The 19,532-nt window shown below is 58.9% G+C and carries 16 protein-coding genes, 1 tRNA gene and 1 rRNA gene; 1 reads left to right on the plus strand and 17 read right to left on the minus strand.

The annotated features are described in order from the left end of the window. The 10 genes from AAAX32_RS01600 to recJ form a co-directional block, all read right to left on the minus strand. Positions 1-123 (minus strand): 16S ribosomal RNA (locus AAAX32_RS01600); the annotation flags it as partial. 535 nt (positions 124-658) lie between these two features. Then, entirely contained in the window at positions 659-1,018 is a 360-nt protein-coding gene (gene rplT / locus AAAX32_RS01605; protein ID WP_006234421.1) for a 50S ribosomal protein L20, read from the minus strand. Between the two features lie 46 nt (positions 1,019-1,064). Next, on the minus strand, positions 1,065-1,256 hold the full coding sequence (gene rpmI / locus AAAX32_RS01610) for a 50S ribosomal protein L35 (RefSeq protein ID WP_006234422.1): 192 nt from the start codon (positions 1,254-1,256) through the stop codon (positions 1,065-1,067). A gap of 32 nt (positions 1,257-1,288) precedes the next feature. Beyond that, positions 1,289-1,858, minus strand: coding sequence for a translation initiation factor IF-3 (gene infC, locus AAAX32_RS01615; protein ID WP_006234423.1), 570 nt, complete (start codon positions 1,856-1,858; stop codon positions 1,289-1,291). A gap of 431 nt (positions 1,859-2,289) precedes the next feature. Continuing rightward, positions 2,290-2,376, minus strand: a tRNA-Leu gene (locus tag AAAX32_RS01620). Between the two features lie 39 nt (positions 2,377-2,415). Further along, on the minus strand, positions 2,416-3,849 hold the full coding sequence (locus AAAX32_RS01625) for a transglutaminase-like domain-containing protein (protein ID WP_349099733.1): 1,434 nt from the start codon (positions 3,847-3,849) through the stop codon (positions 2,416-2,418). Positions 3,850-4,106: 257 nt separating this feature from the next. Next, positions 4,107-4,973 (minus strand): class II fructose-1,6-bisphosphate aldolase, encoded by an 867-nt coding sequence (fba, locus tag AAAX32_RS01630; RefSeq protein WP_035137086.1) that lies wholly within the window; start codon positions 4,971-4,973, stop codon positions 4,107-4,109. 194 nt (positions 4,974-5,167) lie between these two features. Next, positions 5,168-5,851, minus strand: a complete 684-nt coding sequence (locus AAAX32_RS01635; protein WP_148332600.1) for an MBL fold metallo-hydrolase — start codon at positions 5,849-5,851, stop codon at positions 5,168-5,170. 88 nt (positions 5,852-5,939) lie between these two features. Beyond that, the gene (locus AAAX32_RS01640) at positions 5,940-8,300 is read right to left on the minus strand and encodes a bifunctional (p)ppGpp synthetase/guanosine-3',5'-bis(diphosphate) 3'-pyrophosphohydrolase (RefSeq protein ID WP_217107710.1); all 2,361 of its coding nucleotides are present in this window, start codon (positions 8,298-8,300) and stop codon (positions 5,940-5,942) included. A gap of 15 nt (positions 8,301-8,315) precedes the next feature. After that, complete coding sequence (recJ, locus tag AAAX32_RS01645) at positions 8,316-11,603, minus strand: single-stranded-DNA-specific exonuclease RecJ (protein ID WP_343001332.1); 3,288 nt, start codon at positions 11,601-11,603, stop codon at positions 8,316-8,318. Positions 11,604-11,879: 276 nt separating this feature from the next. Between recJ and AAAX32_RS01650 the strand changes: the two genes are divergently transcribed. After that, a complete protein-coding gene (locus AAAX32_RS01650; protein ID WP_349099734.1) occupies positions 11,880-12,878 on the plus strand; it encodes a bile acid:sodium symporter family protein in 999 nt (332 codons plus the stop codon). A 27-nt stretch (positions 12,879-12,905) separates the two neighbouring features. Here the strand turns inward: AAAX32_RS01650 and AAAX32_RS01655 are convergent, their stop codons facing one another. From AAAX32_RS01655 to AAAX32_RS01685, 7 genes are all read right to left on the minus strand, one after another. Continuing rightward, complete coding sequence (locus AAAX32_RS01655) at positions 12,906-13,706, minus strand: DUF4931 domain-containing protein (RefSeq protein ID WP_343001331.1); 801 nt, start codon at positions 13,704-13,706, stop codon at positions 12,906-12,908. Positions 13,707-13,709: 3 nt separating this feature from the next. Then, the gene (locus AAAX32_RS01660; protein ID WP_217107706.1) at positions 13,710-14,387 is read right to left on the minus strand and encodes a copper homeostasis protein CutC; all 678 of its coding nucleotides are present in this window, start codon (positions 14,385-14,387) and stop codon (positions 13,710-13,712) included. Positions 14,388-14,562: 175 nt separating this feature from the next. Then, the gene (locus AAAX32_RS01665; protein WP_035137222.1) at positions 14,563-15,264 is read right to left on the minus strand and encodes an ABC transporter ATP-binding protein; all 702 of its coding nucleotides are present in this window, start codon (positions 15,262-15,264) and stop codon (positions 14,563-14,565) included. A gap of 12 nt (positions 15,265-15,276) precedes the next feature. After that, positions 15,277-16,137: an ABC transporter ATP-binding protein gene (locus tag AAAX32_RS01670; RefSeq protein WP_055287178.1), complete on the minus strand. Its 861-nt coding sequence runs from the start codon at positions 16,135-16,137 to the stop codon at positions 15,277-15,279. Then, on the minus strand, positions 16,127-17,206 hold the full coding sequence (locus tag AAAX32_RS01675; protein WP_217107705.1) for a branched-chain amino acid ABC transporter permease: 1,080 nt from the start codon (positions 17,204-17,206) through the stop codon (positions 16,127-16,129). Before AAAX32_RS01675 ends, AAAX32_RS01670 begins: the two co-directional genes overlap by 11 nt. A 9-nt stretch (positions 17,207-17,215) precedes the next feature. Beyond that, a complete protein-coding gene (locus AAAX32_RS01680; RefSeq protein WP_022095035.1) occupies positions 17,216-18,097 on the minus strand; it encodes a branched-chain amino acid ABC transporter permease in 882 nt (293 codons plus the stop codon). A gap of 139 nt (positions 18,098-18,236) precedes the next feature. Then, the gene (locus tag AAAX32_RS01685) at positions 18,237-19,424 is read right to left on the minus strand and encodes an ABC transporter substrate-binding protein (RefSeq protein WP_161155122.1); all 1,188 of its coding nucleotides are present in this window, start codon (positions 19,422-19,424) and stop codon (positions 18,237-18,239) included. Positions 19,425-19,532: the final 108 nt, after the last annotated feature.

The raw sequence follows: 19,532 nt of genomic DNA on the forward strand, positions 1-19,532 counted from the left end.
GTTCTCCACGTGTTACTCAGCCGTTCGCCACTCGCTTCCCTCCGGAGAGGGGTGCCGTTCGACTTGCATGTGTTAGGCGCGCCGCCAGCGTTCATCCTGAGCCAGGATCGAACTCTCCGTCCAAAATGTATGGGCTTCGAGCCCGTCCGGTCCTCTCAGTCATTCGCTGATCGGTTCCGTTCGATTCATATGGTTCTAGTATAGGAAAAGGAATTTCTCGGGGCCGCCTCTCGGCGGCCTTGCGAAAAACAAATCCAAGTTAGACCATTTCAAATGGTTCGATGTCTGCCCGGATGCGACACAGCTTGTGTGTCCATCCTCGCAGTATCCGGTTCTCAAGGTGCACGCCCCGCGGCTCATCCGGTCCGACCGGGCCGCGCGGCAAGGAGATATATTGCCAGACCGCGAAGCTCTGTGGGACGTCAATTCCACTCTTCACAAGTCCTACACAACATATTGCTTTCTATAGGTAATAGAAAGACTGGTGCGGATCTTCCGCACGTATCAGATGATGACCCTTTGGTTCAGGAATATATGGAGATCGGTCACCTGTAGGTGATTATCTACCCGCGCTTTTAGCAATGTAAACCGCGCTTCAGATAAAAAGAGGGAGCGCCGCGCACAACGCGACACTCCCCTAGCGATTCAAGAGAATCTATTAGGCCTCGAGAGCCTTCTTGGCGATGGTAGCCAGCTCGTTGAAGGACTCGATGTCCTCGTAAGCCATCTGAGCCAGGACCTTGCGGTCGAGCTCGATGCCGGCAACCTTCAGGCCGTGCATGAACTGAGAGTAAGAGATGTCGTTCAGGCGAGCAGCAGCGTTGATACGAGTGATCCAAAGAGAACGGATCTCGCGCTTCTTGTTGCGGCGATCACGATACTGATACTGCAGGGAGTGCTGGACCTGCTCTTTAGCATGCTTGTAAGTACGCGAAGCGGCACCGTAGTAACCCTTCGCACGGTGCATAACGGTACGGCGCTTCTTCTTGGCGGCAACAGCGCGCTTAATACGTGCCATGTTCTATCAACTCCTAGACGGTAAAACGAAAAACGGGAACGCGAACTTAGGCGAGACGCGACTTGATGACCTTGCGGTCGGCAGCGGCAATCTCGGTCTCCTGACGGAAGCCACGCTTACGCTTGGTGGACTTCTTGCTCAGGATGTGGCTCTTGAAAGCCTTGGCGCGCATAAGCTTGCCGGTACCAGTCTTGCGGAAACGCTTCTTGGTGCCGCTGTGGGACTTCATCTTAGGCATGAAATACTCCTTAATCGGTTACAGAACACTAGTTACTTAGTATCGCTTGCCGCTTTATCCTCATCGAAGGCGCCCTTAATCGGGGCGAGCAGCATAAGCATGTTACGGCCTTCCATCTTAGGCTTGGACTCGACCGTAGCGTAAGGCTTGAGATCCTCGGCGAGACGCTCGAGAACGTTAAGGCCCTGCTCCGGGTGAGCCATCTCACGGCCGCGGAACATGATGGTGATCTTAACGCGTGCGCCCTTCTTGAGGAAACGCAGAACGTGGCCCTTCTTGGTCTCGTAGTCGCCAACGTCGATCTTGGGTCGGAACTTCATTTCCTTGACCTCGACCTTGGACTGGTTCTTACGAGCAGCCTTGGCCTTCATGGCCTGCTGGTACTTGAACTTACCGTAGTCCATGACCTTGCAGACCGGCGGCTCCGCGTTGGGAGCGATCTCGACCAGGTCGAGACCCTGATCGTCGGCGACGCGCTGGGCATCGCGGATGGCGAACAGGCCGAGCTGAGAGCCATCGACGCCAATCAAACGGCACGAAGATGCAGTAATCTCGTCGTTGATGCGGGTGTCATCAGACTTAGCTATTTTCCCTACCTCCATTCATAAAAAAATAACCCGGCGCTTCTCAGCAACCAGGTCGTACACATAGACTTCCTCGATTTGAGGAAGGGAATCTAAGTTGTATGACCAGTCAGCTGCTCATTGGCGCCAAAAGGTGGGAACCCTCGGGTTCCTCTTTAGGGCATTGCGGGAACAACGCCTTGCGAATAATAACACGTACAGCGCGTTATCACATTACGTACACGAAAAAGGGGCCTTGACCCCCTTGAACGCTCGCTTGCATGTATGGTGCCCGAGGCGAGACTCGAAGGGCCTTCGCTTCGCGAAGCCCCGGGCTTCGGACGCGCGGCGCCCTCGCCACGCTCCGCTACAAACAGGCCGCAGGCCTGTTTGCTTAACGCTTCGCGCGCTCACGCGAGTTCGGCACGAAAAAGGGGGCCGCAACCCCCTTGAACGCTCACTTGCATGTATGGTGCCCGAGGCGAGACTCGAACTCGCACGTTGTTGCCAACGGTGGATTTTGAGTCCACTGCGTCTGCCAATTCCGCCACTCGGGCACGTAATGCGTGAGTTAGTTTATCACAGCTTTCTACCGATTAGTTCGAAAATGGAACTTCGAGCATTTCGATGAGTTCGACCGTGCGGAGCATCTCGCGCTGACGGCATCCGCGACCGTCGACCGAAGCCTCGCCCATCTGGTTATCGTAAGGGTCCTCGCGCATGCCGTCGAAAGAGGGGTCAAACCCTGCCTGGAATCGATTGTTGGCCACCATACGCCACGGGTCGAGATTGCCAAAGTAGTGACGGCGGCGCCACTCCTCCCCCATCCTGCGAGCAGAAGATCCAAATGACACGTCGGCGTTGAGCCAACCGGTCTGCGGCGTATAGAACTCTGCCCAGTCGTGCGACCCCACCGAATCGGGCGCAACGTACAGGCCGCTCTGCCAACGGGCAGGCACGCCCGCGATACGGCACATGGTGATAAACGTGAGCGCCATAACGCCGCAATCGCCGCGGAGCGAATGCGCGCAGTCATCGGCAATAGATCCCAAAAGCAAGTACGGCGGCTGATAGCGATAGTCGATATGCTGCGTCAGATAATCATAGATAGCACGGGCGCGATCGAGCGGATCCTCGAGTCCGTCAACAACACCGGCCGTCAGCTGCTGCAGATACGGCGTGAATGCAATGTGCGGACGGTCCTCAGAAATATCTTCGGGCAACGGCGCGTCCATACACGGATGCGACGGAAGCGCACCCCCATAAATATCGCGATAAGCGGCATTGATTTGATAGCGATAGGTCACCGAGAATGAGCGATCACTCGAAGAAGACCACGAGGCGGTACGCGCCGAAGCGTTCGCGGGAGCAACAGCACCCTCCGGCGTCATATTGAGAACCTCGATATGAGACTGTTGACGACAGGCGGCGGCAACGGGTAGCCAAGCGCGAACGGTCTCCCCCTCTAGAGCGCCGGGGACAGACAAGGACGCCTTAAGCGTAATAACGCGAGTCAATCCGTTTTGCGACTCCATCTCCTTGAGCATCTCGTTGCGCAGTGCTATTCCGTCCGTAGAATCGGGACGCATGCCGGGGACCTCTTTGGGATATACGCGAAGCGAATCGAGGAAGTTGTCGAGAACGAACAGCTCACCATCGATAAAGCGCCAGTCAATACGCTTACGGTCAATCAGATCGTTAAACTGCTCCTCGGTAAACTCAGGCCACTCCTCGCGAATCATCGCAATAGCTCGATCGCGCGACACCGAAAAATGAAGCGGCGTCTCAAGCATGCGATACCGCTCGGCACGAACGCAGGCAGCAAGCGAGGGATCGGGATTCTGCCCCAAAAGACGATCACAAGCCGCAACAGTCTGCGTCAAATATCCGGCATCCTTGAGTCGAAGAATCTCGGGCGGTAGTCCAATATCGAGATGACGAAAGTCATTACAGCAAACATCAACAGAGCAACCAACAGGACCCTCGTCAATAACCTTCCCATCCGAAGGCAACACATTAACAACAGCCATACTAAAACTCCAAGTCACTAGAACGCTTGAAGTCCATTGTAGCGAGATAAAAAAGAAAGCCCCAACAAGGGAGCCATCAACACCACCGAACGGTAGTCAAAAAAATGAATTCAGCCCAGTAACCCTGTAGCGAGTTAACGAAGGAGGCCCCGTTCACCCGAAGCTTTTCCCATTGCGCGACTTCTGGCAAAGCCAGGTGAGTGCAAGGGAAAAGCGTAGGGTGAACGGGGCCTCCGACGGGAAAGTTAAACCGCTACTTACGCCTTGTTGACGGAGCCAAACTCCTCCATGAGCTCCTTGGTGCGGGCAACGATGTTGTCACGACCAGGCTTGAGGAGCTTGCGGGGGTCAAAGCCCTTGCCCTGCTGATCCTTGCCGGCCTCGATGTACTCGCGAACACCCTTGGCGAAGACGAGCTGCAGATCGGTGTTGACGTTGATCTTGGAGATACCCAGGGAGATGGCCTTCTTGATCTGATCCTCGGGGATGCCGGTGCCACCGTGCAGGACGAGGGGCAGGTCGCCGGTCTGAGCCTTGATCTCGCCCAGGCGCTCGAAGGAAAGGCCAGCCCAGTCGGCAGGGTACACGCCGTGGATGTTGCCGATACCGCAGGCGAGGAAGTCGACGCCCAGGTCAGCAATCTGCTTGCACTCAGCAGGATCAGCGAGCTCGCCGCTGGAGGTCACGCCGTCCTCGGTGCCGCCGATGCCGCCGACCTCGGCCTCGATGGACATGCCCTTGGAGTGGGCAAGCTCAACGAGCTCCTTGGTGCGGTCGAGGTTAAGCTGGAAGGTCTCCTCGTGAGAGCCGTCATACATGATGGACGTGAAGCCGGCCTCGATGCACTTGAAGCAGTCCTCGTAAGAACCGTGATCGAGGTGAAGGGCGACGGGAACGGTAACGCCCGTGGCCTCGACGGCAGCCTTAACCATGTCGGCGCAGACCTTGAAACCGCCCATCCACTTAGCGGCACCAGCGGTGCACTGAAGGATCAGCGGGGACTTGGCCTCCTCGGCGGCCTGGAGAATAGCCAGGGTCCACTCGAGGTTGTTGGTGTTGAAGGCACCGAGACCGTACTTGCCGGCCTCGGCCTTCTTGAGCATGTCTGCTGCGTTGACGAGCATAAAAGAAACCTCCTGTAAGGTTGCTCCGATAACGCCTGAGATTTTACCACGACATACCCGAGCATAAACGTTCGTTTGTTCACGAATACCATCCGATTGGACAAATTTTGACCGTTTGCCCCACAGAATCGACCCACTGGGGAAAATAGCTTGACGATTGAGCGGTCTTCGTGGTTCGGAAGACGGCTTCGAGCCTACATCTGCATAAACGGGTTCTGCATAAGTTCGCGCGCCATCGTGGTCGAATCGCCATGGCCCGTCAAGCAAACGGTATCGGGCGGAAGCATCTTGGCAAGTTTGGAGAGCGAGCGCATAATCGCCGCCTCGTCACCGCCGGAAAGATCGGTACGACCGTGGCTGCCCGGGAAAAGCGTGTCGCCCACAAAGGCGATGTTTCCCTGCTCGGTCGCGGCGAACAGGACGATGCCGCCCGGCGTATGCCCCGGCGTCTCGATCACCTGCAGGCAGACGTCGCCCACCTCGATTGTATCGCCCTCGGCAAGCAAGCGCGTCGGCTCACCCGGATCGGGCGTCTCGATACCCCACATGACACGCTGCTCCTCGATATTTGCGCGAGGTACCGTCACGTCCTTAGCGCACAACTCATATAGCGCACTGTCGCCAACGACAGCTCGAACCCCGGCAACCCCGCCAACATGGTCGGCATGACCGTGCGTGCAGACAGAGCCGAGTACGCGCACCTCGGGATGCGCGGTGCGGATATGCTCCACAAGACGCTCGCCCTCCCACGCCGGATCGACGATTAAGCACTCGTCATTCGAAATCACGGCGTAGCTGTTGGTCTGAATCGGGCCGTTGACGAGCGCCTCAATCGAAGCCGTGCCTCGGGGTGTCAGGTCCAAAGTCATATCGTCCATGCGCATACCCTCCTTCTAAAATACGCTCGAGGCACCAAACGATGCCTCGAGCGTAACCAATATCTATGATGCTGAGAGGCTCTCGCACCTACACACGGCGCTTGAGTTGCGCTCCGCCCTCGCCGGGCATAAGACGGCGAGCGTCGTAGACCGAATCGACACTGCTGATGGAAGCCAGCAGCGGATCCAGGCCGCTCGCATCCGAAATCTCGACCATAAAGCGCAGGGTTGCAATACCCTCGCGGTTGGTCGACGTGGCGGCAGAAAGGATATTGCCGCCCGCATCGCCAATGGCAATGGTGACGTCCTTGAGCAGGCCCATGCGGTCCAGGCACTCGACCACGATCTCGACCTGGAAGAGGGTGTCGGCAGCACCATCCCACTCTACGTCAATCATGCGCTCGGGGTGCTCCATGAGGCCCTTGACGTTGGGGCAGTTGGCGCGATGCACTGAGACACCTCGGCCACGCGTGATGAAGCCGACGATGTCGTCGCCCGTCACGGGGTTGCAGCAATGAGCCAGACGGACCAGCAGGCCGCTGTTGCTCTCGCCCTTGACGATAATGCCGTTACTTGCGCTCTTGCCGCGCTTTTGCGGCTTGCGGTTGGAGCCGCGAGCAGGCTGTTTCACGACCTCGGCGATAGCCTCGGCCTTGGTGAGCTGTTCCTCGGGCTTGGGGTCCAAGATTTGCTCGACCTTATTGCCCACAGCGCGCGGGGCAACCTTGCCGGCGCCGACGGCGGCAAACAGGTCCTCGAGCTGCTTGAAGTTAAACTGCTCCGCTACGGCGTTGAGCGCACGCGTTGATCGCGGCGTAGAGATGCCATACCCGCGCTTGCGCAGGTCCTTGGCCAGTATATCGCGGCCGGCAGCAGCGTCATCGTCTTTGGTCGCGGCGGCGAAGTAACGGCGAATCTTTGATTTGGCCGAAGGTGTCTTGACGATCTTAAGCCAATCGCGCGACGGCTTAGAGCTCTTGTTAGTCAGAATCTCGACACGGTCACCCGTCTTGATTTCGTGCGTGAGCGGCGCCACCGCACCGTTGATCTTGGCGCCGACGCAGTGGTTACCGACCTCGGTATGAACGGCGTAGGCAAAGTCGAGCGGTGTAGAGCCGGCACGAAGCGCCATGACCTCGCCTTTGGGCGTAAAGACAAAAATTTCCTGGTCGAACAAGTCGACCTTCAGTGAGTGCAGGTATTCCTTGGCATCGGTGATCTCGTCAGACGCCGCCCAGTCGAGTGAGTGCTTAAGCCAGTTGATCTGGTCGTCCAGACGCTGCGCATCGTTGGTCTTAGAGGCAGACGATCCGCCCGACTTCTTGTACAGCCAGTGGGCGGCGATGCCGTACTCTGCCTGCTCGTGCATCTCATAGGTTCGAATCTGAATCTCAAGCGGGCGGGCCGTGGGGCCGATAACCGTCGTATGGAGTGACTGGTAGTTATTGACCTTGGGCATGGCGATATAGTCTTTAAAGCGACCGGGCATGGGATGCCACAAGGTATGCACGGCACCAAGCGTGGAATAGCAATCGCGCACCGAATGAGTGATGACGCGCAGCGCCACCAGGTCGTAAATCTCGGAGAACTCCTTGCCCTTGCGCTTCATCTTTTGATAGATGGACCAATAGTGCTTGGAACGACCGTTGATCTGAAAGCCCTCAAGACCAATGCGATTGAGCTCATCGGTGAGCGTCTTGATGGTCTCGGCAAGATAGCGCTCGCGAACCTCGCGCGATTCGGCTACCATGCGCGCGATGCGCTGGTAGGCATCGGGCTCCAAGTAGAAGAAGGACAGGTCCTCGAGCTCCCACTTGATTGAGCTCATGCCCAGGCGGTCGGCCAGAGGCGCGTATACGTCCATGGTCTCGCGCGCCTTAAACAGACGGCGGTCCTCGCGCAGGGCGGCAAGCGTGCGCATGTTATGCAGGCGGTCGGCGAGCTTGACGATGATGACGCGAATGTCCTTGGACATGGCGAGGAACATCTTGCGCAGCGTGAGGGCCTGCTTCTCGTCCATGCTGTCGACTTCGATGTTGGTGAGCTTGGTCACGCCATCGACGAGCTCGGCCACCGTATCACCAAACAGACCCGAAACATCGGTAAGCGAGGTCTCGGTATCCTCGACGGTATCGTGCAGCAGCGCGGCGCACACCACATCGCAGTCCATCTTAAGATCGGCCAAAATGATGGCAACCTCGACGGGATGGTTAATGTACATCTCGCCCGAGCGCCGCTTTTGGTTGCAGTGCTTCTCGGCAGCAAAGCAGTAGGCCTGCTCCACCTTGGAGAAGTCATCCTCATTCATATATTTGAGGCACAGGCGCTCCAGCTTGTCGTAGCTGTCCGCCATAATCTCGGGCGGCAGCTCATCAGCATGCTTATAGTGCTCCATCTCCGAGAACGGCTGGAGGGTGGAATCATGGGCGGTACGGGCTGCGGCATCCATCGAGGTCCCCTTCCCCTAGGCCCGCGGTACGATCGGGCGGTTAACTTTGGCTAGCATATCAGAAGCGCACGAATCGAGCGCCCAGCTCCGGAAAGCCGAGAACTCCATGCGCGAGCGCAAGCCCTCCAAATAGCGAATTGACCTGCTTAATTGCACGCGACCGGGATTTTCGGCCATCGCGATGCGACGCGTATCGTCAAACCCCGAAACGCGACAGAAACCAAGCTCTTCGAAGATTCCCAGGCCGCTTTCCACCGAGCGCTCGTCGACCGGCGTGCGAGCATCGATGGCAAGACACATCTGAGCGATGTCGATATCGCTCGCGCAGAATGAATCGTCCCCCGTCTTGCCGCGGTTGGAGCGCCACATGGTCTGCAGCGCTCGATAGAGCGTGACAAGCTCATCGCGCTCGGGCGCGTAACAATCGAGCAGGCGCTCGTTAATTCGGGCGTCGCGCGACGAATAGAGCAGGTGAATCACGGCGGGCTGGCCATCGCGGCCGGCACGGCCACTCATCTGGTTAAACTCAATCGTACCAAACGGCATGTGGTAGAGCACGACATGGCGGATATCGGGCAGGTTGACGCCCTCACCAAAAGCCGAGGTTGAAACGATGCAGCTGAGACTTCCGTCTCTAAAGGCTTCTTCAACACGGCGGCGATCGGAGCGCGCAAGCCCGGCGTTATAGAACGCGATATGGGTCGCACAGTCAGGCACGCGTTTGCGCAACGTCTTGGCAAGCGCCACGGACTGGTCGCGCGAGTTCACGTAAATGACGGTCTTCTCCCCCGTCGCCACGATCGACACCAGGCGATTTTCGCGGCTCGCAAGGTCACGGTCGTCCTCGAGCTGCAGGTTCTCGCGAACGGTCTCGTCGACCACCGTCCTGGTAATCGGTAATACACGAGCAAGCTCCGCCACAACCGGAGCCGTCGCGGTAGCCGTTGCCGCCATGACAACGGGGTCGCCCAGGGCCTTGAGGATATCGGGCATGTCGAGATAGGCGCTGCGGTCGCCGCCCTTGGCAAGACCGGCATGATGCGCCTCATCGATAACGACAAAACCGATGCGCCCCGAACGCGCAAAGCGATCGCGGTGAATGGACAGAAACTCGGGCGTCGTGAGCACGATGCCGGTGCGGCCCGAAGCCAAGCCGGCAAACACGTCATCGCGCGCCGCTTCCACGGTCTCGCCGGTCAGCACGCCTACGCCAATGCCGAGCGCGGCCATCGTCGAGGAAAGGTGATAGGCCTGGTCGGCAACGAGCGCGCGCAGCGGATAGACAAAGATACTCGCACGCCCGCGAAGAACCGCCTCGCGCGCGGCATGCACATGGAAGATAAGAGACTTGCCGCGCCCCGTTCCCATAACGGCCAGAACACTTTGGTGATCGGCCAGGGCATCGAGCGCCTCGACCTGCGCGCGGTGCGGCTGGTTCGATCCGATAAAGCTGTGAATGAGCGAGCGCGTGAGCTCGGTATAGGAAAGCTGGGCAAGCGTCTCGCGTTTACGCGACTCCAGGCGCAGTCCAGAATCCGCCGGTTGTACGCCGCGGCGAAGCTCACATGCCGGGTCGTCAACGCTGGGTGCCGTGGTATCGCGGACCAAGACATCTTTGATCATGAGCTTGGGCTTCACACGTCCCTGCCAATGCTCGGCAACGGCCTCGAATACCAAGTCGACGGCGCTGTCGCAATTGATAAGCCTATCGATCTGCGGTACGCGGAACATAATGGCAGGCACACTCGCGGCTCCATCCGTCGCCACGAAGCGCATATGCTCGCCGGTCTTACCCACCACGGCACGATCACACATCGTCACGCCCTCGGCAGCCAGCAGCGGCACCTTATTACCCTGGCCAAACGGCTCAAGGCGGGAAATCTGCTCGATGGTCTCGATATTCAATTCGGAAAGGTCGACCGTGGCGGCAACCTCATCGGTGTCCTCAAAGTCCTCGGCGGGAAGCTCGGACAGCACAGCGGAAAGGCGACGACGGAACTCGTCGAGCTTGGACGCCTCGATGGTCACGCCCACCGCACCGGCATGCCCGCCGCGGCGAATCAGCAGGTCGGAACAGCGCTCGACGGCTTCGAACAGGTTGACCTTGCCCACCGAGCGGCCCGAGCCACGTGCTATACCGTCCTCGATAGAGAAGAGCAACGCCGGCACGTGATATCGGTTGGTAAGGCGGCTCGCCACGATGCCTTTAACGCCCTCGTGCCAGCCCTCGCCACCCACGACGATTGCGCGACCGCCATCATAGGTCTCCTCGACCTTTGCCATGGCATCACGCGTGAGCTCCGCCTCAATCTCGCGACGCTGACGGTTGATCTCCTCGAGCTCGGCCGCCAGTGCACTTGCCTCGATAGGATCGCGGGCAAGCAGCAGGTCGAGCGCCAGCTTGGGATCGGCCATGCGGCCGGCGGCGTTTAAGCGGGGAATGAGCGAGAACGATAGACCGTCCGCCGTAATGGTAGCCAGATCGGCCTTGGCGAGCGCTGCAAGCGCGATGTAACCGGGACGAGCCGTCACGCGCATCTGCTGGATGCCCTCGGCGACCAGTGCGCGATTCTCGGGCGTGAGCGGCATCATGTCGGACACGGTGCCCAGTGCCGCGACCTCAATCAGCGAACGCCAATACGACGGCTTGCCCAGACGCTCGCCCAAAACCTGCACCAGCTTGAGCGCCACACCGGCACCGGCAAGTTCACGCGAGGGGCCCTTATCCTCGAGTTTAGGGTCGGTCAGGGGCACGCCCTGCGGCACCTGATCGGAGGGCTCGTGATGGTCCGTGACCACCAAATCGATCCCCAGGCTCTCCAGATAGGAAACCTCTTCTTTGGCGGCAATGCCGTTATCGACGGTCACGATCAGCTGGGGACGAGCGAGCTCGTTAACGCGGTCGAGCGCCGCGCGCGAAAGACCGTAGCCCTCGTCAAAGCGATGTGGAATAAACGGCGTAACATCGGCGCCAAACGTGCGCAGTGCCTCGGTCAACAGACAGGTCGATGTAATACCGTCGACGTCGAAATCACCAAAGACGGCGATGCGTTCGCGGTTGCGAATAGCACGCTCGACGCGGTCGGCAACGACCGACATGCCCGGGATAATGAGTGGATCGGCCCAATCACGGTCGAGCGAAGGCGTCAAAAATAGCTGGCCTTCCTCGATGGATGTAATGCCGTGCGCAACCATAATGCGCGCCACCAGCCCGGGTATGCCCAGACCAGCCGAAAGCTCCTTTTCGAGCTCGGGATTTTGCTGAGCGACCGCCCAGCGATGCGTCGTCTTAAGCGATGACATAGGCGCCCACCCCCGATAGGGGCAGGTCGCCGCAATACCTCTCACGGTTCATAGCGATGAGTCCTCTGTGTATGCCCGCTTCGGCAGGCAGATCTGTTGAACGGATTTATTATACCGTGCGGCGCGGACGCAAATCGCCGCAGCACGCCGCGGTTTCGGTAAACGATGCCGGTAATACCCTCGAAATAATCGAGCGTTTCTGACGCACGGACACATGTGAGCGTCTAGCATATCCAGTCAAAACGGATTCACGAGCAAAGGGAGTCACAAGAGCATATGAAGCAATGGGTTGGACTGGGCAAGTTTCTCGCGGGGCACATGCAAATCATCGTTCCGATTTGCGTGGCGCTCGGCGTGCTCTTTCCTCAACAGATCGGCGTTCTCAAGCCCATCGTTCCCACCTTGTTTGCCTTTATGACGTTCCAAGGTGCGCTCAGCAACACCTTTCACCAGGTAGCCGAGGTGTTCCACCGTCCGCTGCACCTGATTGTGGCATTGTTGGTCTCGGCGGCGCTTATTCCCATCGCGGCCTATGCCATGGGATCGTTGTTCTTTGGTTCCAACCCCAACCTTGTCTGCGGCATCGTGCTCGAATACAGTGTGCCCGTGGCAGTCACCGCTTTTATGTGGATCAGCATGTTCGGCGGCAACGGCCCGCTCGCGCTCACCATCATCCTGACGTCCTCGGTTATATCGCCCGTAACGATTCCGCTCACGCTCAAGCTCCTGTTGGGCGCCACCGTCGCAATCGATGTTCCGAGCATGATGCAGAACATGGCCTTTATGATTGCCATCCCCGCCGTGCTCGGCATCGTGATCAACGAGCTCACGCACGGCTGGGGACACGAGAAACTCTCCCCCGCGCTCTCGCCCGCCTGCAAGTTCATGATGATGGGCGTTATTGCCTCCAACTCCACCGCCATGAGCGAGTACGTGCTACACATGAACGCGGTGCGCCTGGAAGTCGCCCTCTTTATTCTGGCGTTCGCCATCAGCGGTTTTGTCGTGGGCATTCTGGTCGCCCGCGCGTTGCACCTGCCGTATAGCGAGACGACCACCATGTGCTTTACCTGCGGCATGCGCAATATCTCTTCGGGCGCCGTCATCGCCACGCAATACTTTCCGGGCGAAGTTGCGTTTCCCGTCATGTGTGGAACGTTGTTTCAGCAGGTGCTCGCCTCGCTTATCGGACATCTCTTTGAACGTCTGACCGGCGAGGAGCGCGCCGCCCAGCGCAAGCGGGTCGAGGCCGGCCGCGATGCAATGGCGCGCTAAACCGTCCGCAGTGTGCGGGCGCTCACTTTACGATGTGAGCGCCTCCAGATGTGCGCGGAGTCGCTCCGCATCGACATCGAGCGTGGTCTCAGCATTGACCTGAGCCAGCCGATACCCGACAAAGTAGGGTGAAACCACCCAACGTGGAAGCGCCTTGGCAATGGTCCGGCCGCTCATGTGATAGAAGAACAGGTTGTACGACTCTGCACGACCGCCATGGTGCTCGTGCAAGATATAGCGCAGAGCTACCTGGATTGCGTCGGCGAAGAGATCCGCCTCGGCTTGGTCTCTCGTGTCATCGCTGGCGGCGATTCCCTGCGGGGCTGAAACGTTGATCTCAAAGAACCCCATGATCGGTTCGGTTGAGATGTTGACCGCGATTCTCCCCTGTCGCCAGACATTGATGCCTTCGAAATTGGCAGAAGTCAGCGAAGCATAGCCGTCTTCCTGCTCCAAACCCACAATCTGCATGTGCGGATGGACGAGGCTGCCGCCCGAAAGCGGGCCTTTGTTCTTGTACATGAGCACACTGCAGTACTGTTGGGAATCGATCATCTGCTGCCAACAGCCCAGGGCAAACCGCATCACATGATGCAGCTCATCCGGTTCATAGGTCACCAGGTCGGCGTCGTGATTGGCAGACTCGATCAATACGGTCTGACGTGTGGCCCGCAATGTCTTGAACTTATTCTCGAGCCAGATGCAGTCACCATCGCGCTGGATGATGTTGGCAAGCCCCTCCGTGTCGCAAAAGGGGCACGCGGTGCCAGGGCGACGATTATCGTCGGGCTTACCGCTCGCCTGCTGAACGTCAAATACCAGCGCCACGGGTTATACCTCTAGCGGCACGATCTTGGTGCCATGGAGCTCGGAGACGCCTAGCGCCGCCGCGACCGCGTCGCGATTTGCCGTAGTGATGCCGCCGCCGGGAAGGATGGTCAAACGATCGCCCGCATACTCGATTAAACGAGTCAGGTGATCGAAATTATCCTCGATCGACGTACCGGCAGCGCCGCCATGCGTGAGGATGCGCGTAACGCCGCAGTCGGCAAGTGTATCAATCGCATCGAGCTGAGCCTCGGGCGAGAGCTGGTCAAATGCCATGTGGAAGGTGATGTCGATGGGCTCACGCTTACATTCCTCGGTCGCGCAGCCCGCAGCCATCACGAGGGCGCCAAGCGTAAGCTCGTCGAGCGCCCATCCGCCGGCAAAGGGCTTGCAGCAGCCAAAGACCAGGCCGTCAACGCCGGCGCTCACAGCAAGGCCCAGGTCCATCTCCATCATGCGCAGCTCGTCCTGGTTGTAATGAAAGTCGCCACCACGCGGACGGATCATGCACATCACTCGCGCGTCATGCTCGTGAGCGTAGCTGACTGTAGCGCTAATAACGCCGGCGGAAGGCGTGGTGCCACCGACGGCGAGGTTGTCACACAGCTCAATGCGCCCCGCACCGGCCTCGATAGCCGCCGGCACCCGCTCAAAGTTCTCGGCACAAAACTCGTACAGCATAGATAGACCCCCAAAGACAGCAGATGTTTTCCGACGGGCATTGTCACACATCCCCATGAAGTTGCGGTGGAATAGGGACTGTTTTGGCGTCTAGCGCCCCCATTTAGTCCCTATTTCACCGCAACTTAAAAGGGGGCGCTGACCGGGTTGGTCAGCGCCCCCTTTGTTGAATGGATTAACCGCCCAGATAGGCCTTGCGGACGTTATCGTCGTGCAGCAGCTCTTGACCGGTGCCGGTCATGGTGATCTTGCCGGTCTCGAGTACATAGCCGCGTGTAGCGATGGAAAGTGCCATCTGCGCGTTCTGCTCGACCAAAAGCACCGTGGTGCCGGCCTTGTGCAGGTCCTCGACGATCTGGAAGATCTGCTCAATCAGAATCGGCGCCAGACCCATGGAGGGCTCATCGAGCATGAGCAGCTTAGGGTTGCTCATAAGAGCGCGGCCCATAACGAGCATCTGCTGCTCGCCGCCCGAAAGGGTGCCGGCGACTTGGCGACGGCGCTCCTTAAGGCGCGGGAACTGCTCGTAGACGCGCTCGAGACCCGGAGCCACCGTTGACTTGGGCTGCGTATAGGCACCCATTTCCAGGTTCTCCTCGACCGTCATCTGCAAAAAGGCACGACGACCCTCGGGAACCTGAGCCAGGCCCTTGCCCACCAGTTTATCGGCAGGCGTATGGGTAATGTCCTCGCCCATAAACTTGATGGAGCCGGTCTTGGAACGTAGCAGGCCCGAGACGGTTTTAAGCGTCGTGGACTTGCCGGCGCCGTTGGCACCGATCAGAGCCACGATCTCGCCCTCGTTGACGTTAAAGGAGATGTCCTTGATGGCGTGGATAGCGCCGTACCAGACGTTGATGTTGTAGACGGAAAGCATCGACTCTGCCATTTAGTTCTCCCCCTTATCCTGCTTGCCCAGATACGCCTCGATAACGGCATCGTTGTTCTGGATTTCCTCGGCCGTGCCCTTGGCGATGACCTTACCAAAGTTAAGCACGCAGATGCCCTCGCAAATGTTCATGACGAGCGACATATCGTGCTCGATAAGCATGATGGCGATACCAAAAGTGTCGCGAATCTTAACGATGTTCTCCATGAGCTCTGCGGTCTCGGACGGGTTCATGCCGGCGGCAGGCTCGTCGAGCAGCAGCAACTTGGGGTTGGTGGCAAGAGCGCGAACGATCTCCAGACGACGCTGAGCGCCGTAAGGCAGCGAGCCGGCCTGCTCGTTTGCCAGGTGCTCCATATCAAAGATGGACAGCAACTCCATGGCGCGTTCATGGGCGGCCTTCTCGTGCTTCCAGTACGTCGGCAGGCGCAGCACGCCCTCAAAGCCGGAGTAGCGCTCCTGGTTGTGCAGGCCGACCTTAACGTTGTCCTCCACCGTCATGGTGTTGAACAGGCGGATGTTCTGGAACGTACGGGCAATACCCATGCGGTTGACCTGGTAGACCGACTTGCCCGAAGTGTCCTCACCGTCGAGCAGGATGGTGCCGTGCGTGGGCTGGTACACCTTGGTGAGCAGGTTGAAGACCGTAGTCTTGCCGGCGCCGTTGGGGCCGATGAGACCGGCGATCTCGGTCTTACCGATGGTCAGGCTAAAATCGTCGACTGCCTTAAGGCCGCCGAATTCAATGCCCAGGTGGATGCACTCGAGCGCCGGGCGCTCGCCCAGGTCGCGATCGGGAACGATGGCGCCAGAAGGATACGGGACCATCTTGCCCTTGTTGAATTCAAACTTACTGGGCATCGGCTGCCACCTCCTTCTTAGAAGTAAAGCGGTCCTTAATGCGGCCGAAGAACGCTTTAAGCTGCGGGTTGTTGGTAAAGACCATGACCAGAATCAGTACAATGGCGTAGATGAGCATACGGTAGTCCGAGAACTGGCGGAGCAGCTCGGGAAGCACCGTGAGCAGTGCCGCCGCGATGACGGAACCGCGCATGTTGCCCAGGCCACCCAAGACCACGAACACCAGAATGAGAATCGACGTGTTGAAGTCGAACTTAGTGGCGGAGAGCTGCGAGAAGTTACCGCCGAAGAGGGCTCCGGCAGCACCGGCGAGGGCAGCGGAAACCACGAAGGCGATCATGCGGTACTGGGTGACGGAGATGCCCACGGACTCGGCTGCAATCTTGTTGTCGCGCACGGCCATAATGGCACGACCGGTACGGCTGCGAACCAGGTTGAGCACGATCACGAGTGCGACCATGACCAGGATGGCACCGGCGAGGAAGGTCGAGTACGTCGACACACCCGATGCGCCCTGCGCGCCCTTGATGATGGCGGTGCCGTCCTCGAGCAGATGCAGGTCGTCGATCGTAGAGTTGCCCGTGATGTTAAAGATCACGTGCAGGCCGCGGGAGTCGACGCCCACGATAAGGCAGGTGACGATTTCTTTGATGATCTCGCCAAAAGCCAGGGTCACGATGGCCAGATAGTCGCCGCTCAGGCGCAAGACCGGGATACCAATCAAGAAGCCCAAGATGGCTGCGGCGATAGCGCCGACCACAATGCTGATGATCAGGCGCATCGGGTCGGACGGAACGGCGCTCTCCAGCGCGACGGCGATGACGATTCCCGTATAGGCGCCGACGCTCATAAAGCCCGCGTGGCCCAGCGACAGGTCGCCCGCGATGCCGACGACGAGGTTAAGGGAAATGGCCATGACGATATAGGCCGTGATGGGAACCAGCTGACCGGCGATCATGCGCGGAATCATGTGGTTAGACTGCATAAAGAACACGATGGCGAACGCCACAAGGCACATGGCGTACGTGACAAAGTCGTGACGCGTCTGCTTGTCTTTAAGAAACTTCATAACGCTCACCTACACCTTCTCGGGGACGTACTTGCCCAAGAGGCCGGCAGGCTTGACGAGCAGGACGATGATCAGAACACCAAAGACGATGGAGTTGGCAAGGCTCGTGGAAATGTAAGCCTGCGCCATCGCCTCGATGATACCGATGAGAATGCCACCGACAAAAGCGCCGGGGATGGAGCCGATGCCACCGAAGACTGCGGCGTCGAAGGCCTTGATGCCAGGCATGGCACCCGTCGTGGGTTGCAGCACCGGCGAGTAGGAGCACAGCAGCACGCCGGCGATGGCGGCAAGGGCAGAGCCGATGGCAAACGTCATCGAGATGGTGCGGTTGACGTTGATGCCCATGAGCTGAGCGGCGGCCTTGTCCTCGGACACGGCGCGCATGGCTTTGCCCATCTTGGTCTTTCCTGTAAAGAACATCAGGCCGGCCATGATAACCAGGCAGGCGACGATGGTGACGAGCGAGACGGCGCTTACGTTGAACTTGGCCAAGAACTCCGGCACCTGGAAGGTGACGAGCGAAGTGAAGTTCTTGGGCGTGGCGCCCCACAGAAGCTGCGCGGCGTTCTGCAGGAAGTAAGACACGCCGATAGCCGTGATCAGAACGGCCAGCGGGCCTGCTTGGCGCAGCGGCTTATAGGCCAGACCCTCAATGAGAACACCGAGAACCGTGCAGGCCACGCAAGAGAGAACTACAGATGCCCAGCCCGGGAGGCCGAGATACGACGTGGCGCAGAACGAGACATAGGCACCGACCATGATGACATCGCCGTGAGCGAAGTTCAGCATCTTGGCGATACCGTAGACCATGGTGTAGCCCAACGCGATGATGGCGTAGACGCTGCCCATGGACAGGCCGTTGACCAGGTATTGGATAAAGACCGTCATGTTCCACATCCCCCTTTCGAATAGGTTTCCAGTTGATGTATGAAACAGGGACGTTACATCGTCCCTAGATACCAAGCAAGCAGGGAAGGCCAAAACCTCCCCTGCTTGGGATCAAAACCGCTCTATGTAAGGCGGCCAATTAGGCCTGTACGTACTTGCCGTCGGTGATGACGTACGCCGTGGGCTCCTTCTGGACCTGGCCCTTGTCGTTCCAGGAGAGCTTGCCAGTCAGACCGTCAACAGTAATGTTGCGCATAGCCTCGGGAAGTTTCTCGGCAACCTCGGTGGGGTCGGCGTCGACACCCAGGCCGGCCTCCTTGAGAGCCTCGACCACCGCATGCACGCCGTCGTAGGCGTCGGCGGCAAACTGGTCGGGGGTATCGCCGTACTTATCTTTGTAAGCGTTGACGAAGTCGGCGTTCTTCTCGTCGTCGGCTGAGAACGGGGTCATGAGCAGCAGACCCTCGGCAAGAGAGGTGTCGAAGCCCTCAACGCCCAGGATGCCGTCCATGCCATCGCAGCCCATCATCTTGACATCGTAGCCCATGTCCTTGGCGTTCTTGAGCAGGACGGACGCCGGCGTGTAGTAGATCGGCGCGAAGATCATGGTGGCGCCGGCCTGCTTGGCCTTGGTCAGCTGGTTGGTAAAGCTCGTGGCGGAGTCGTCCTTAAAGGTCTCCTCGTCAACAATCTCGAGCTTAGACTCAGCGGCCTGGGCCTTAAAGGAATCTGCGATGCCCGAAGAATAGGCGTCGCCGGAGTTATAGAAGAGCACGAACTTCTCGTCCGCATACTTCTGCGCCAGGAACTTGGCAGCGTTGACACCCTGGTTGGGGTCGGTGAAGCAAACCTGGAAGACGCAATCCTTGCCCTTGGTAACGTCCTCGGAGGACGCGGACGGGGTGATCATGAACGTCTTGGGGTCGTTACCGCACTCTGCGGCAACGGCAACCGACGCACCCGTGGTGGTCGGACCGACGAGGGCCTGCATGCCCCAGTCGAGCAGGGTGTTGAAGGCGTTGACGGCCTTCTCGCCGTCAGCCTGGTCGTCCTCGGCCTTGCTGACAAGCGGCAGCTCCTTGGTCGAGAAATCCTTGCAGCCAAGCTCGACAGCCTGTGTAACGGACTTGCCGTAGGACGCGTTGGCGCCGGTCAGCGGGCCGATGGTGCCGATCTTAAACGAAGCGTCGCCCGACGCGGAACCGCTGTCGCCGCCGTTGGAGGAGCAGCCAGCTAGAATGGACATCGCCCCCAGACCTGCTGCGCTCGCGATAACGCTCCTGCGATTCATAACAGGGTTCAATGACTTACCGGTGAGGCTCGACATGCGGCTCTCCTCTCAAATCTCGTCGGGTTTCGGTTACCCGACAGGCCATCCTTCGCCGTGTTCGGCGTTCGCAAAATACTAGACGCTTTAGTTAAGGAAAGTGGCGAT

This window comes from Collinsella sp. CLA-ER-H3 (assembly GCF_040092425.1).
Lineage (GTDB): Bacteria > Actinomycetota > Coriobacteriia > Coriobacteriales > Coriobacteriaceae > Collinsella.

Excerpts from the sequence above, each read along its gene's own strand:
- AAAX32_RS01650 (WP_349099734.1), top strand. The coding sequence starts at position 11,880 with ATGAAGCAATGGGTTGGACTGGGCAAGTTTCTCGCGGGGCACATGCAA.
- AAAX32_RS01635 (WP_148332600.1), bottom strand. The coding sequence starts at position 5,851 with ATGGACGATATGACTTTGGACCTGACACCCCGAGGCACGGCTTCGATT.
- recJ (WP_343001332.1), bottom strand. The coding sequence starts at position 11,603 with ATGTCATCGCTTAAGACGACGCATCGCTGGGCGGTCGCTCAGCAAAAT.
- AAAX32_RS01640 (WP_217107710.1), bottom strand. The coding sequence starts at position 8,300 with ATGGATGCCGCAGCCCGTACCGCCCATGATTCCACCCTCCAGCCGTTC.
- rpmI (WP_006234422.1), bottom strand. The coding sequence starts at position 1,256 with ATGCCTAAGATGAAGTCCCACAGCGGCACCAAGAAGCGTTTCCGCAAG.
- AAAX32_RS01685 (WP_161155122.1), bottom strand. The coding sequence starts at position 19,424 with ATGTCGAGCCTCACCGGTAAGTCATTGAACCCTGTTATGAATCGCAGG.
- rplT (WP_006234421.1), bottom strand. The coding sequence starts at position 1,018 with ATGGCACGTATTAAGCGCGCTGTTGCCGCCAAGAAGAAGCGCCGTACC.
- AAAX32_RS01675 (WP_217107705.1), bottom strand. The coding sequence starts at position 17,206 with ATGAAGTTTCTTAAAGACAAGCAGACGCGTCACGACTTTGTCACGTAC.
- AAAX32_RS01665 (WP_035137222.1), bottom strand. The coding sequence starts at position 15,264 with ATGCTTTCCGTCTACAACATCAACGTCTGGTACGGCGCTATCCACGCC.
- AAAX32_RS01625 (WP_349099733.1), bottom strand. The coding sequence starts at position 3,849 with ATGGCTGTTGTTAATGTGTTGCCTTCGGATGGGAAGGTTATTGACGAG.
- fba (WP_035137086.1), bottom strand. The coding sequence starts at position 4,973 with ATGCTCGTCAACGCAGCAGACATGCTCAAGAAGGCCGAGGCCGGCAAG.
- AAAX32_RS01670 (WP_055287178.1), bottom strand. The coding sequence starts at position 16,137 with ATGCCCAGTAAGTTTGAATTCAACAAGGGCAAGATGGTCCCGTATCCT.
- infC (WP_006234423.1), bottom strand. The coding sequence starts at position 1,858 with ATGGAGGTAGGGAAAATAGCTAAGTCTGATGACACCCGCATCAACGAC.
- AAAX32_RS01680 (WP_022095035.1), bottom strand. The coding sequence starts at position 18,097 with ATGACGGTCTTTATCCAATACCTGGTCAACGGCCTGTCCATGGGCAGC.
- AAAX32_RS01660 (WP_217107706.1), bottom strand. The coding sequence starts at position 14,387 with ATGCTGTACGAGTTTTGTGCCGAGAACTTTGAGCGGGTGCCGGCGGCT.